Below are 14,258 nucleotides of genomic sequence, written 5' to 3'. Positions count from 1 at the left end.
GTAATTTGTTTTTCCCTCCGGATTGTATTGTTAACCTCTTTCCGCTTTTACCATGATTCCCCATACAGGAATAAATAGTTCCTGCAAAGGGTATTGTATTTCTATAACATTAATGAGGTGATGGAATGAAACAAGAAGAAATAGAAACAGTAAGAGAGTTAATCAAAGACGTTGATACAGCAATGCTAACGACGCTGTCTGAAGAAGGGCTTGTTTCCCGTCCTATGAAAACACAAGAAGTGGAATTTGACGGAGACTTATGGTTTTTCACTAAAAAAGAGACAAATAAATACAAAGAAATTTTACATGAGCAAGATGTTAATGTGGCATACGCAGGAAAATCCTATGTTTCCGTACGCGGAAGAGCGGAAGTCGTTGAGGATCTAAACAAGAAAAAGGAATTATGGAGCAAAGCATATGAGAAAATAATGCAGACCTCTTACAATGACCCTACTATAATTTTGATAAAGGTAAAAGCAGAAGCAGTCGAATATTGGGAAACTGGAAATTTCACAAAGAAAATCGCTTTCTTCTACAAACGCATGACAGGAAAAAGTACAGAGTCGACAGACATCAATGAGACGATAGAATTGAATGACTAACAGCATAAATGGGCATTTGAATCGATGCCCACATAGCTTTTAGTTTTGTATAGAAAGAAGTCAACCAACTATTGTTCTGGTTGACTTCTTTTTTCTGTAAAAGTTGTAACTGGGATAGGGATGAAATTAATTTTCTTAAGACAAATGTTTTTCATTTTCCCTTATAGTATGCGGAATCAGCCCCCGACCGATCACGTTAGCGGAAACCGGCTTCTTCCCAATCTCCCTCGCCCACACGGACAGCTGCCCAATATGATGAATTTCATGTGCAATAATATGCCGCATGATCTCGCCCCAGGCATCTTTTTCAATTCGGCCATCAGACATCGTATCTTGCAGCAAGTTAAGCTCCATGCTCTCCTCCCAATCCCCGACAAACGCCTCCACTTCCGGCTTGAACCGCGCATCGAGCTCCCGGACTTTCGCCAGACTCCTAAACTCTTCAAAATTCTCCTGTAAATCCGGTTTGCCTTGCAACATTCGGATCCAACTCCACTCCACATCGATAATGTGGAACAATGTCTCTAAAATACTCCCTACTCCACCAGTCCGTTTTCGGAGCAGCTCAGCCTCCTCCACCTCTTCACACCAGTGATACCAATCCTCTCTCACTTGCCAATTGTACGCAAAAAACGTTTTCAAACTTCCTCCTCCCTTCTAATTGGCACCCTCATTGATTTTTCAAAACCGAAAACACCCGCGCATCATGCGATTGCCCGTTTTGGAAAAGATAGCTACGAAGGATTCCCTCTTGTACAAATCCATGCTTTTTTAATAAATTAATGGAAGCCACATTGTCCAAGAATGTCACAGCTCCCAATCGATGCAGACCCAACTCTGAGAAAGAATAGTCCAATACACTCTTCAATGCCTCCGATGTCATTCCGGTTCGCCAAAAGTCCGGGTGGATCTCAAAACCAACTTCCGCCCGTTTCATTCCTTTCGAGAGGTTATTCAAGCCGATCGTACCAGCAAAACGGTTGTCCTCCTTCTGAATCATCGCCCATCGAATGCTGTGACTTGTTAAAAAGGAATTCCTAAAATGCTCTACCAGCTTTTCCGCCTGCGCCAATTCAGTCATCGGATCCATTCCATAATATTGGAGGACCGCTGGATTTGAAAAATTCTCGAATATCCCTTGGGCATGCTCCATTGTGACCTCTACAAGATGAAGTCGGTCTGTTTGTAATTCGGGAAATGTCATGATATCCGCTCCTTTTCAATAGCAATAACAACTCTTGTAAAAAGTGGCTAGACCGCTTTTATATAGAATAACATAATTTTCCCAATTATTACGTTCAGATTTCCGGTACCCAAAACCCGCACGGAAATCAGCCGTTTTCAATACCATAGAGAAAGGCTTGCTTACTAAAGGAGAGAGACCATGCATTACACAAAAACACTTCCGTCGCATCCGCATTATATCCACCGGATTCTCAATCGATGGCATCCGACAAAAAAGCTGCTGTTCTTGGCATTAATGGCTGCACTCACGGCCATTCTGCAATCAGCCGGCGGATTGCTGCCCCCAATCGGGTTTGCCATCAGCCCCTTTGCCACTGTCCCAATCATGATCGCCGGCTTACTATCCTTGCGCTCCGCCGTCTTCGCTTACACTGTCACGATTCTCTTGTTGGTCATAATGCAGCCAAGCGAATTGATCGTCTTCCCTTTCACAACCGGATTACTCGGCCTTGGGTTAGGATGGACGCTCCGAAAACTGAATAAGCGTTTAGAAGTAATCCTGACAAACGGTCTTCTATTAACGATCGGCATCTGCATTCCCCTATACACACTAGGCTTTCCTGTACTCGGCCCAACCGTCTCGTCTACTATCAACCCGCTCACCTTGCTCCTGATCTTCACCTTCTCCCTGCTCTACAGCCTGATCTGGACGGAACTCAGCCTCTTCATCCTCCGCAAAATCAAACCAATTCTCTAAGCGGCGCCCTCTCAGTGGTGTCCCCTTATTGGTGCCTGTGCAACACACATTTATGACAATTCAATAAAACTAATATAAATACAGAAAGAAGCCAACGAAATCTTGATAACGTTGGCTTCTCGTTTTATTTTATGCAATTGTAGTGCATTGTCTGAATAGTGTGCTGCACAGTCACCGGAAATATTCTGAAAAATACCGACTAAAAGTTTACGTAGACTTTATTCCACTACGCCACATGCGATGCGGTCACCGGAGTTGCCGGATGGCTGGGTTTTCCCATCATCAGCTTCCGCATGGATGATCAGGGATGTACCGCCTTCATGGTATAGTGAGTTTTCCTCTCCAGCTAATAGTGTCAGGTTTTCAACAAAGAATTCTTCCTTCACAGTTCCATCGGGACCAACTTCAAGGTTCGGCAAGTCACCGGCATGCGGTCCTTCTTCATGGTCGAGTCCATGGCTTGCACCCGTCGGATTGAAATGCCCGCCTGCCGATTCAAAGTCAGGCGCTTCACATACCCCTTTTTCGTGGAAATGAAAACCGTGAGTGCCTTCAGGCAAATTCTCTGCTTCCACCATAATCCTCAATGCGTCCTCTTCCTCGGTCAATTCTGCCGTTCCCACCGGTTTTCCGTTGCCATCCATCAGGTTGACAGTAAGGGACGGCAATTTATCGTCTTCGACTAAATCCAATTCAGCCGGATCGGTCGTATTCTCCTTATTGACCGCACCGTCCTTTGCACCTTCTGTTCCCGTAGCGGCCGAGTCATCCTTCCCATCGGCGCATGCTGCGAAAATAAAAGCACAGGTGAGAATCATCGTGATCCATAACAACTTTCTCATGTCCACACGCTCCCTCCAGTAAAGTATTGACATCTATACAATTCACTCTTTTCCGTGCAATAAACGAAAATCAGGAAAAAGAGCCCTTACCGACCACTCAAATTGGTGTTTATTGACAACAAACCAAGCAGGAATTCCCACTCAACACATGAAAAAAGAACAGGTCCATACGAATGGCCTGTTCCTCTTCAGTCTATTGATATTCCTTACTTAATTCCGGACGAGATAGTCAAACGCACCTAACGAAGCCGTCGCGCCTGAACCCATGGAAATGATGATCTGCTTGAACGGGCTATCCGTGCAGTCTCCCGCAGCGAATACGCCAGGAACGTTCGTTGCGCCGCGCTTGTCGACGAGGATTTCGCCGAATCTATTGCGCTCAACCACGTCACCCAACCAGTCTGTATTCGGGACAAGACCAATCTGGACGAATACGCCGGCTAGTTCAACATGCTTTTCTTCGCCTGATTCACGGTCAACGTAAGTGATACCGTTCACTTTATCCGTACCAGTAATCTCTTTCGTTTGGGCATTTGTAACGACAGTGACATTCGGCAAGCTGTGCAGACGCTTTTGCAAGACGTCATCGGCTTTCAACTCGTCGTTGAATTCAAGCACAGTCACATGGTTGACGATCCCAGCAAGGTCAATCGCCGCCTCGACACCGGAGTTCCCGCCGCCGACGACCGCAACATCTTTTCCTTCGAATAAAGGACCGTCACAGTGAGGGCAATATGCAACGCCTTTATTCCTGAATTCCGCCTCGCCAGGAACACCAATATTACGCCAGCGAGCACCCGTTGAAAGGATGACGGATTTACTCTTAAGAACAGCACCGTTTTCCAATTCGATCTCAATAAGGTCTTTCTTCTCCAAACGCTTCGCACGCACCAAGTTCATCACATCGATATTATACTCTTTCACGTGCTCTTCAAGGCTAGCAGCTAGTTTAGGACCTTCCGTGCGATTTACGCTAATGAAGTTCTCGATTGCAGCCGTATCCAAAATCTGACCGCCGAAGCGCTCCGCAACAATTCCTGTGCGGATCCCTTTACGAGCCGCGTAAATCGCCGCACTCGCACCCGCCGGACCGCCGCCGACAACAAGCACGTCATACGGATCTTTATCAGCAAACTCAGATGCATCAGGGCCGCTTCCAAGTTCAGCAAGGATCTCTTCGATCGTCTTACGGCCGTTCGTGAACGGTTCACCATTGAGGTATACCGTCGGGACAGCAAGGATATTTTTGCTCTCCACTTCTTCTTTAAACGCCGCGCCGTCGATCATCGTGTGCGTAATGTTCGGGTTCAACACGCTCATGAGGTTCAGTGCCTGTACAACTTCAGGACAGTTTTGACAGCTCAAACTGATATACGATTCAAAGTGGAGCTCGTCCTTAATGTTTTTCACTTGATCAATCACTTTTTGATCCACTTTTGGAGCTCTGCCGCTCACTTGCAATAAAGCAAGAACCAATGATGTGAATTCATGCCCAAGAGGAATGCCTGCAAAAGTAACACCTGTATCCTCCCCGATGCGGTTGACGCTGAAGCTCGGCGTTCTTTCCAAGTCCGCATGCTCCACTTTAATGCGAGATGACATTGTCGCCAGTTCATCCACAAGTTCCGCCATTTCACGAGACACCTTATCTTCCCCAACACTCACTTTAAGTAGTACATCGCCTTCCATCAACTCTAGATATTGGGCTAATTGTTGTTTTATATCTGCATCTAAAATCATGTAATCTACTCCTTAACTTGTATTTTTCACATAGAAAACTCGGCATGATTGCCTTAGATGTTGCATCGATAAAATTGATGATTCGATGCAACATCTAAGACATCAGCCGAAAACTTTTATAATATAAAGGGAGCCCCTTTCCCCGAAAGGAAGGGGGCCGCTCCCGATTTTCCTGCTATCGTAAAATTAAATTTTACCTACAAGGTCAAGGCTAGGTTTAAGGGTTTCTTCGCCCTCTTTCCATTTTGCCGGGCAAACTTCGCCTGGATTGTTGCGTACATATTGTGCAGCTTTGATTTTGTCGACAAGCGTGCTTGCGTCGCGGCCGATTCCGCCAGCATTGATTTCAACTGTTTGAACAACGCCGTCTGGATCGATGATGAACGTACCGCGATCCGCTAGACCGGACTCCTCGTCCAATACATCGAAGTTGCGTGAGATCGTTTGTGAAGGGTCACCGATCATGATGTACTCAAGCTTGCTGATTGTCTCGGAGTGATCGTGCCAAGCTTTATGCGTGAAGTGCGTGTCCGTAGAAACGGAATAAACTTCAGCGCCAAGCTCTTTTAGAGTTGCGTATTGATCTTGAAGGTCTCCAAGTTCAGTCGGGCAAACAAACGTGAAGTCTGCTGGGTAGAAGCATACAATGCTCCATTTCCCTTTTAGATTCTCATCAGTTACCTCGATGAACTCACCTGTACCGCTATGGTAAGCTTGCGCTTTAAATGGTAGTATTTCTTTTCCGATAAGTGACATAAAAAAATTCCTCCTAGTGTGATTTTTCATAGTTAGTCTAGGTTATTTCATTAAAACCTAAACCGCAGTAAGAATTATGTTATGTTCTCAACCGCTTAACTATAATAATTCTAATTACATACTCATTATCATATAGATGTCGAAGTTTGTCAACAGATACACTTACTTCTCCCACAAACCCTTACATACCAGCTTTCGTATCAATTATTCATCCTCGTCAACCACTTCTTCATTCCAAAGAAGCATCATTTTATTTCAATCCTTTGATTCTCAATTACTTGAAAATGTTATCGGGCCTTTCTACGGTGCCTGTGCAGCACACATTTATGACAATTCAACAATATTCATATTAATACAGATAGAAGCCAACCAAATATTGATTTGGTTGGCTTCTCCAATTAATTTATGCAACTGTAGTGCATTATCTGAATTGTGTGCTGCACAGGCACCCAAACAATTCCCAAACAATTCATCTAATTGTACTGTGCTCTATCAGTCCTTGAACTCCTGTATCTTTTCGTGGGCTTTCGCTTCGATCTTTTCGACATGATGATCTGCCAATTGTTCTCTAGGATGCGGACGGAACCAATTAATTTCTCCTTCATTATACAAGCCTTGATAATCGTTGCCGTCAATGGTCACACTGAATTTTACATGTTCGTGAACTTGCCCTTTAAACATTTCCTTTACTTGAATATGTTCCAACACACTCTCCTCCTCCATCGTCCTTCATTACCCACATACCCGCTCTGCGAGGAACAACACTACTTCATCCACAAAAAACGAAAATGGGAACAAGGCCCTGTTAAGCATTTCTCATCATCATCCTTGCACCTATAAAAATTGAAGTGCTCAAAGCGAACGGCATTGTCAAGGCCGGTAATCCATACGGTAACAGTATGGTATCGACACTGCCTATAATGACAACCGTTAAAACGCTCGCGATCACTGCACTGAATACTGAAATCCGAGTTCCCCCCGCCTGGAAAACAACTCCGACAGCGAGTGCCGTCAAGATGGCATTATAGCCGTAGAGCCCTGCATCAATGAGTGTATGTTCGCCGCCAAGTATGTAGGCTGTAAACATTCCAATGAAATTCCCAGCGAGCGCATAAACCCCCATCCTCCTATTCGCAATAAAAATTCCTAAAAAGAGCAGCAAGCCCGCAGCGATGCCTTGCAGAAAGAAAATCTGCCCGGCCCCATCTAGAAAAGCACTGGACCAATGAATCTCGCCGGCGCTCTCCAACTTCCAGTGCGATAAACTCTGCGGCACTACCTCTTCCGTCAATCCGAATGTTTCAAATCTATACGACGACAACATGATCAGCCATGTTGTCACGATATACGGAAATGTCAATGTCGGCATACCGGCAGGCTGCAGAAACCTCATAACAGATGCGGTGAACGCAGCCGCAATGACCGCTCCGAATATAGCGACCAGCCAACTTGCCGGCCCTTCCAAATACAGAAAGAGCGCCATGCCTGTCAACATCGGATTATATCCATACAGCCCCCGTTCAACACTCGACGGATTCCCACCGCCAACCGAGCCAAAAACCGTGCCGATTGCCGCTGAAAGGAATGCGATCAAACCAAGCTGTAGGGAGGTAATCGAGATCGCAGCCAAAATAAGTAGACCTGTCACCCAATTCTCGATGAGAAGCACTTGGGAGATACCTTTCATCGTTGCCATAAGATGAGGAAATCTCTTTTCGCTTCCTTCAGTTCCGACACTACCCATACCGACGCTCCCCTCTTTATCCTTATTTTGTTCATTTACCCTAAAACAAAACATAGTATTCACAAGAGCATTGGCTTTTACTACTAACTTCTAAATTGTGTGGGTGCCAATTGTGTGGGTGCCTGTGCAACACACATTTATGACAATTCAACAAAAAGAATATAAATCCAGATAGAAGCCGACCAAATCTTGATTTGGTCGGCTTCTCCTTTTATTTCATGCAATTGTAGTGCATAGTCTGAATTGTGTGTTGCACAGGCACCAAAACAACTCCAAAACAATTCTAATAACTCCGGATTCTTCTGCCCACTGGCATTGCCTCCAGCCGTACCGCAACGACGACCCCTATGACCGCCCCGCTTACGCTAGAGACGAGGAATGGCGGCATGAAGAAGAAGGCGGTGACGGTTGTTCCCATCAGCACAGCTGCATACGGAACCGCGAAGAGCGATGCAATGACCCCTGTACCGATGATTTCCCCGAGTGCCGCCATCCACGCCTTCCCCGACTGCTTATAGAACAGCCCTGCAAGCGCCGCGCCAATCATTCCTCCCGGAAAGGCGAGCAGTGATCCCGTGCCTGTCAATATCCGAACCAAACCTGCCATGAAGGCAATGACGACGGCAGGAACCGGTCCAAGCAGAATCGCTGCGATGACATTGACCGCGTGCTGGATCGGGTAAGCGCGAGCTATCCCCGCAGGAAACGAGACGAATGCAGATCCCGCCACCGCAATCGCCGTAAATACGGTCATCAGAACAAGCTTCCGCGTACTCACCGCAGCAACTCCCTTTCCCGGCTCCATTTCAATGACACTTCCGCCAACCGCCTCGCCGCAAGTTCAGGATCAGCAGATGAAGCAATCGCTGAAATGACGGATATTCCGCTCGCCCCTGCCCGGAAGACAGGCTCGGCATTTTCTGCCGTAATGCCCCCGATTCCGACAATAGGCAAGCAAGGATACACCTTCGTAACTTCCTCGATTACAGCTGTACCCGCAACCGGCTTCGCATCAGCTTTCGTCATCGTCGGGTAGACAGGCCCCATGCCGACATAATCCGCCCCATCCGCAATTGCCTTCGTCGCTTCCTCAACTGTATGAACGGAAACGCCCAAAATCTTTTCAGTTCCAATTCTTTTTCGGACGAATCGCGCCTCAACATCGTCCTGGCCAACATGGACACCGTCCGCGTCAATCTCAACAGCAAGATCCACATCATCATTAACGATGAACGGTACTCCATATTGCGCACACAGCCGTTGACAGCTCACAGCAAATGCTTTCTTTTCCGTTCCAACGAGAGCATGCGCCCCCTTCTCCCGCAACTGGTAGCAAGTGATCCCGCCTTTTAACGCATCCTCCAGAACGGACAGCGGCTTCTCGGCATTCGTCGATCCCATAATGAAATACAGCGTAACATCAACGTTTTCCAATCAATTCAACATCCTTCCCTTCCACATTGCCCCGATTCCGTAATGCCGCATGGTTTGTCGGCCCGTGTCCATTCCCGAGATAGAGCCCATCTTCAATCGCCGCATGGATAAAATGTTTTGCGGTAACGACCGCGTCACGCAACGGTGCACCTTTCGCTAGCTCCGCCGTAATGGCAGCAGCAAATGTACAGCCCGTGCCATGTGTATCTTTTGTTTTGATCCGCTTGCTCCTTAATAGAAAACACTCGCCATCCGCGGACAAGAATAAATCTTCCGCGTCAGGGGTATCCACGCGATGCCCCCCTTTCAGCAGAACAGCCCCCGCTCCCATTTGAAGCAATTGATTCGCGGCATTCTCCATATCCTTCAATGACACAATCGATATCCCCGTCAACACTTCCGCTTCAGGTATATTGGGCGTCAGAAGAGCCGCTACTGGAATGAGACGCTCTTTCAAGGCCTCAATCGCTGCCTCCTGAAGAAGAGATTCGCCGCCTTTCGCAATCATTACGGGATCGACTACCAAAGGGATCCTTTCATGACGGCTCAATGTTTCAGCGACCGCCTCGATAATTTCCGCTGAAAAGAGCATTCCCGTTTTCGCAGCGCCAACCGTGAAATCATTCACCACTGCATCAATCTGCGCCATGACGATGTCCGTCTCAATCGGTTGAACCGCATGAACGCCAAGCGTATTCTGTGCAGTAATTGCCGTCAATGCAGATGTGCCGAACGTGCCGAGCTCTTGGAAAGTCTTCAGATCTGCCTGGATCCCTGCCCCGCCGCCACTGTCGGAACCGGCAATCGTGAGCGCAACAAAAGTCATTTGGCAACCCCCTCTTCAATAATGAATTTATCGATATCGATTGCTTCGTCGTCCATTTGATGTAGTGCGTTTAGGAAATAAACCGCAAAATCCCCTGGACCGGAAGCTAGTTCAGCTGCCAATTCACCCGCTCGTTTGTAAAAGGCGAGACTGTAAGCAACTGCGTCAATCGGGGAACTCGTACCAACAGACAGGAAAGCGGCGGAAACTGCGCTTAACAGGCAGCCCATTCCCGTGATTTTACTCATGAGCGGATGCCCTCCTGTAATGCGGATAATTCTATCACCATCCGTCACGATGTCAGTCTCACCGGTAACAGCGACTAGGCAATGATGTCGGCGGGCCACGTCTCTCGCCGCCTCCTCAATATTTGCCGAGCCAGCCCCTGCATCGACCCCTTTCGCTTCCCATTCAACGCCCGCAATCGACGCAATCTCACCGGCATTTCCGCGGATGAGCGTAATGTCCAATTCCTCCAGAAGTCTCGTAACCGTCTGTTTTCGGAAAGCGGTCGCCCCAGCTCCGACCGGATCCAATACGAGTGGGCGCCCTTTAATAGAAGAAACTTTTCCGGCAGCGATCATTGATTCAACAGCTGAAGGATCCAGCGTCCCGATGTTTAGCAATGTACAGGAGGAAACGGCGGCTACTTCCGCCGCCTCCTCGATAGCATCCGCCATGATCGGAGAAGCGCCCAATGCCAGCAGGCCGTTCGCTTGAAAGTTTGCGACGACAATATTGGTGATGCAATGGACTAACGGGTTTTGCGTACGCAGCTCTTGCAGCAATGAAGGTTGAGCCATTTATACATGCACCTCGCTTGTTTCAAGAGACCATGATTGCTGCGTCCATGCCATATCCCAAAACTGCAATTCATAATGGACGCTTTTTATGAAATGGGCTTTCAATTGTTCGCGCCTTTTATCCGAAAGACTTTCCGTCAATTTATTCAAACGGTCGATCTGTTCATGGGTTGCCTGTTCGAACCATTCGGAACTGTACGTAGCAATCCATTTGTCGTAAATCGGGTGATCCGGTTTTGCACCCTTCAATCGTTCGCCGATTTCGTAATATAACCAATAACATGGCAGCAATGCGGACAACGTCGCGGCCAGGTCCCCCTCCAACGCTGCCCGGTATAAATGCGATGTGTACGCATACGCTGTCGGCGCGGGCTCAAAGTTCTGAATGTCTTCATCCGTAACCCCCAGCATTCCGAAGAAGCCTTCATGCAATGAAATCTCCGCACCGCATGTTCCATCCGCATGCTGCGCAAACCGCTGCACCGTCAATAAATCCGTAGCCTGCACGGCCGCCATTGCATGCACTTTCGCAAAATGCTTTAGATAGTACGAGTCTTGCAGGACATACTGCTTGAACACATCTTCCGGCAAAGTCCCGTCAGCAAGCGCAGCGATGAACGGATGACGGAAGCTCGCCTCCCACACATCGTTGCATTCTTTGCGTACCTCTTCACAAAACGTCATTCCAACCACTCCTCTACAAGTTTTGGAAAACCAAAAAAGCCGCTTCACTCAACACAATCGTTGAAGAAGCGGCTCGCATATCGGCGTAAGATAACCTTTGGAAGACGTGCGACCCACTTCCCTACGCTGGTATGAGCCAGATCAGGTTCGAAGGGTCCGCATATCAATACACGTCTCAGTCTTTCACAAAGACTCCCCCAGTGGTTAACTCTTTTCAGTTTTCTACTACACTATAACATAGATTACTAGCACTGCAAGGTCTATGTAATACTTAGTAACAAATAACTTTAGACCATTCAGACCATTCATTATTCGTGTTAATAAAGTAATGGGAGGGCTACGGAGAGCATGATTGCCGCATTTAATTAATTGGCAATAAATGGGTTATGAGGGACGAATCGATTAGTGTTCATCCTCTTTTTGGTGTATTAATGCATTTTTCATTGTTACAGAGGTTAATATTTCCACGAATATATGTTATTTGGTTGTTACACCACTGTTATTTACTTTTGGTATTGTTGGTAATGTGCAGATGAGGCACTGCAAAACTATCCAAGTGAAACGTTACGGTGGATAGTAAAAAAGCGCTCTAATCTTGAGAAGGAGGCGGATGAACGTAACAACTTACTAAACTGAGTGTTATTTCGCTTCACTGATCTGGTAGTTGGGTAAAAAAATTTTTAAAAAGGGAGTTTGATCATTCTTGGTTAATGAAATGAATCGTAATGAGAAGAACACGAAAAAGAAAATTTTACCGTTTGTCATGTCGACATCAATGCTAACTGCAGCTATTTTTGGAGCTGGTGGTTCAGCTTTAGCAGCTGAAAATGGTGAAAAAGAGTTCAAAAACCATGGTGAAAAAGTTTCCTATTATGCAAAAAGCATTCCGGGTTCACCTGAAAAAGGACAATTCATGCGCACAATTGCTAATAAAAACTTTGTAGCTGCAGAACCAGGTGAAGATGATTCGGATGATACAACAGATGAAGATGGCACAGACACACCTAATAACGAAGACGAAGATACAGATGCACCTGTAAATGAAGAAGATACAGACGCACCAGCTGACGAAGACGTAGATGCTGAAGTACCTGCTGATGAAGAAGTAGACGCTGAAGTACCTGCTGATGAAGAAGTAGACGCTGAAGTACCTGCTGATGAAGAAGTAGACGCTGAAGTACCTGCTGACGAAGAAGCAGATGCTGAAGTACCGGCTGATGAAGAAGTAGACACTGAAGTACCGGCTGACGAAGAAGCAGATGCTGAAGTACCTGCTGACGAAGAAGCAGATGCTGAAGTACCGGCTGACGAAGAAGCAGATGCTGAAGTACCGGCTGATGAAGAAGTAGACGCTGAAGTACCGGCTGACGAAGAAGCAGATGCTGAAGTACCGGCTGAGGAAGAAGTAGACGCTGAAACACCTGCTGATGAAGAAGCAGATGCTGAAACACCTGCTGACGAAGAAGCAGATGCTGAAGTACCTGCTGACGAAGAAGCAGATGCTGAAACACCTGCTGACGAAGAAGCAGATGCTGAAGTACCGGCTGAGGAAGAAGTAGACGCTGAAGTACCTGCTGACGAAGAAGCAGATGCTGAAACACCTGCTGACGAAGAAGCAGATGCTGAAGTACCGGCTGAGGAAGAAGTAGACGCTGAAACACCTGCTGATGAAGAGGTAGTTGAAGAAACTCCGGCTGACGAAGACGTAGTTGAAGAAACTCCAGCTGACGAAGAAGCTCCGGCTGAAGAAACTCCAGCTGACGAAGAAGCTCCGGCTGAAGAAACTCCAGCTGACGAAGAAGACTCTAATGAAGCACCTGTAAATGAAGATGATGCTACAGACGCACCAGTTGAAGAAGATGCTGAAGAAACAGAAAAGCCAGCTGACGAGAATATCAATGAAGATACAACGTCAACTGACCAAGCCGATTCAATTATAACAGATGAGCAAATAAATGAGTATAAATCTATCTTACAAAATTATGTAAGTTTACTTGATTACTACAACCTTGCAATCCAAGATCACCTCGGAATTGTCTTGCCAGGTGAAGAGGCAGAATTACCTGCTGAAGTCGAAGATGTAGTAGAATTACCTGCTGGCGACGACGCTGTTGAAGGCGATGACGCTGTTGAAGGCGACGACGCTGTTGAAGGCGATGACGCTGTTGAAGGTGAAGATGCTGTTGAAGGTGAAGACGTAGTTGAAGGCGACGACGCTGTTGAAGGCGATGACGCTGTTGAAGGCGATGACGCTGTTGAAGGCGATGACGCTGTTGAAGGTGAAGATGTAGTTGAAGGCGAAGACGCTGTTGAAGGCGATGACGCTGTTGAAGGCGATGACGCTGTTGAAGGCGATGACGCTGTTGAAGGCGATGACGCTGTTGAAGGCGACGACGCTGTTGAAGGCGATGACGCTGTTGAAGGCGAAGACGCTGTTGAAGGCGAAGACGCTGTTGAAGGCGAAGACGTAGTTGAAGGCGACGACGCTGTTGAAGGTGAAGACGCTGTTGAAGGTGAAGACGCTGTTGAAGGTGAAGACGTAGTTGAAGGCGAAGACGTAGTTGAAGACGAAGTAGTTACTGAGCAACCAGCTACAGATGCTGTTAAAACAACGGTTTGGGACAAGCTAGTCGGATATTACAACCAAGTTGTCACAGCTTACAGCTCATTCTTCGGATTGCTTAAAAAGTAAGATAGCAACAAAAATACAACTGAATATGTAAATACACAACAGGAAATGGTATCATTCCCTGCACTGAACCGTATGCCTTACGGTTAATCAAATTAAATTTTGATAAACAATAAAGCCCTTGTAAACTCTAATTGGAGTTTTCAAGGGCTTTATTCATGCGCAAGCTGCATTCGGAGAAAGCCAAATATCTTTA

Annotated in this window: 15 protein-coding genes and 1 riboswitch; of the genes, 3 read left to right on the top strand and 12 right to left on the bottom strand. The window is 46.8% G+C overall.

Features of this window, described 5'->3' with window-relative positions; translation table 11 throughout:
• Positions 1 to 125: 125 nt before the first annotated feature.
• Positions 126 to 602: a pyridoxamine 5'-phosphate oxidase family protein gene (locus M3193_RS13120; RefSeq protein ID WP_251628450.1), complete on the top strand. Its 477-nt coding sequence runs from the start codon at positions 126 to 128 to the stop codon at positions 600 to 602.
• A 135-nt stretch (positions 603 to 737) separates the two neighbouring features.
• Here M3193_RS13120 and M3193_RS13115 read toward each other — a convergent pair whose 3' ends face one another.
• The gene (locus M3193_RS13115; RefSeq protein WP_251628448.1) at positions 738 to 1,244 is read right to left on the bottom strand and encodes a DinB family protein; all 507 of its coding nucleotides are present in this window, start codon (positions 1,242 to 1,244) and stop codon (positions 738 to 740) included.
• Positions 1,245 to 1,272: 28 nt separating this feature from the next.
• A complete protein-coding gene (locus M3193_RS13110) occupies positions 1,273 to 1,806 on the bottom strand; it encodes a GNAT family N-acetyltransferase (protein ID WP_251628446.1) in 534 nt (177 codons plus the stop codon).
• A gap of 180 nt (positions 1,807 to 1,986) precedes the next feature.
• On the opposite strand from M3193_RS13110, the gene M3193_RS13105 reads away from it, so the two are divergent.
• Entirely contained in the window at positions 1,987 to 2,544 is a 558-nt protein-coding gene (locus M3193_RS13105; protein ID WP_251628444.1) for a hypothetical protein, read from the top strand.
• Between the two features lie 218 nt (positions 2,545 to 2,762).
• Here the strand turns inward: M3193_RS13105 and M3193_RS13100 are convergent, their stop codons facing one another.
• The 10 genes from M3193_RS13100 to tenA form a co-directional block, all read right to left on the bottom strand.
• Entirely contained in the window at positions 2,763 to 3,386 is a 624-nt protein-coding gene (locus tag M3193_RS13100; protein WP_251628442.1) for a superoxide dismutase family protein, read from the bottom strand.
• A 210-nt stretch (positions 3,387 to 3,596) separates the two neighbouring features.
• Complete coding sequence (gene ahpF, locus M3193_RS13095; RefSeq protein ID WP_251628439.1) at positions 3,597 to 5,126, bottom strand: alkyl hydroperoxide reductase subunit F; 1,530 nt, start codon at positions 5,124 to 5,126, stop codon at positions 3,597 to 3,599.
• 186 nt (positions 5,127 to 5,312) lie between these two features.
• On the bottom strand, positions 5,313 to 5,882 hold the full coding sequence (gene ahpC, locus M3193_RS13090; protein ID WP_251628437.1) for an alkyl hydroperoxide reductase subunit C: 570 nt from the start codon (positions 5,880 to 5,882) through the stop codon (positions 5,313 to 5,315).
• A 492-nt stretch (positions 5,883 to 6,374) separates the two neighbouring features.
• Entirely contained in the window at positions 6,375 to 6,590 is a 216-nt protein-coding gene (locus M3193_RS13085; protein ID WP_251628436.1) for a DUF5342 family protein, read from the bottom strand.
• A 97-nt stretch (positions 6,591 to 6,687) separates the two neighbouring features.
• The gene (locus M3193_RS13080) at positions 6,688 to 7,626 is read right to left on the bottom strand and encodes an urea transporter (protein WP_251628429.1); all 939 of its coding nucleotides are present in this window, start codon (positions 7,624 to 7,626) and stop codon (positions 6,688 to 6,690) included.
• A gap of 283 nt (positions 7,627 to 7,909) precedes the next feature.
• Positions 7,910 to 8,404 carry an energy coupling factor transporter S component ThiW gene (gene thiW, locus M3193_RS13075; protein WP_251628427.1) on the bottom strand — a complete coding sequence of 165 codons (495 nt, stop codon included), beginning with the start codon at positions 8,402 to 8,404 and terminating at the stop codon, positions 7,910 to 7,912.
• The gene (thiE, locus tag M3193_RS13070; RefSeq protein ID WP_251628946.1) at positions 8,401 to 9,027 is read right to left on the bottom strand and encodes a thiamine phosphate synthase; all 627 of its coding nucleotides are present in this window, start codon (positions 9,025 to 9,027) and stop codon (positions 8,401 to 8,403) included. The genes thiW and thiE overlap by 4 nt, the downstream gene beginning before the upstream one ends.
• 19 nt (positions 9,028 to 9,046) lie before the next feature.
• A complete protein-coding gene (gene thiD, locus M3193_RS13065; protein WP_251628425.1) occupies positions 9,047 to 9,886 on the bottom strand; it encodes a bifunctional hydroxymethylpyrimidine kinase/phosphomethylpyrimidine kinase in 840 nt (279 codons plus the stop codon).
• Positions 9,883 to 10,689, bottom strand: coding sequence for a hydroxyethylthiazole kinase (gene thiM / locus M3193_RS13060; RefSeq protein WP_251628423.1), 807 nt, complete (start codon positions 10,687 to 10,689; stop codon positions 9,883 to 9,885). Before thiM ends, thiD begins: the two co-directional genes overlap by 4 nt.
• Positions 10,690 to 11,373 (bottom strand): thiaminase II, encoded by a 684-nt coding sequence (gene tenA, locus M3193_RS13055; protein ID WP_251628421.1) that lies wholly within the window; start codon positions 11,371 to 11,373, stop codon positions 10,690 to 10,692.
• A 101-nt stretch (positions 11,374 to 11,474) separates the two neighbouring features.
• Positions 11,475 to 11,582, bottom strand: a riboswitch (TPP riboswitch).
• A 494-nt stretch (positions 11,583 to 12,076) separates the two neighbouring features.
• Here tenA and M3193_RS13050 point away from each other — a divergent pair.
• Positions 12,077 to 14,065, top strand: a complete 1,989-nt coding sequence (locus M3193_RS13050; protein WP_251628419.1) for a hypothetical protein — start codon at positions 12,077 to 12,079, stop codon at positions 14,063 to 14,065.
• The last annotated feature ends 193 nt before the right edge of the window (positions 14,066 to 14,258 follow it).

Origin of the sequence: Sporosarcina luteola, from assembly GCF_023715585.1 — a bacterium.
In the GTDB taxonomy this organism is placed as follows: domain Bacteria; phylum Bacillota; class Bacilli; order Bacillales_A; family Planococcaceae; genus Sporosarcina; species Sporosarcina luteola_D.
This window is presented reverse-complemented; position numbering and strand designations above follow the sequence as displayed.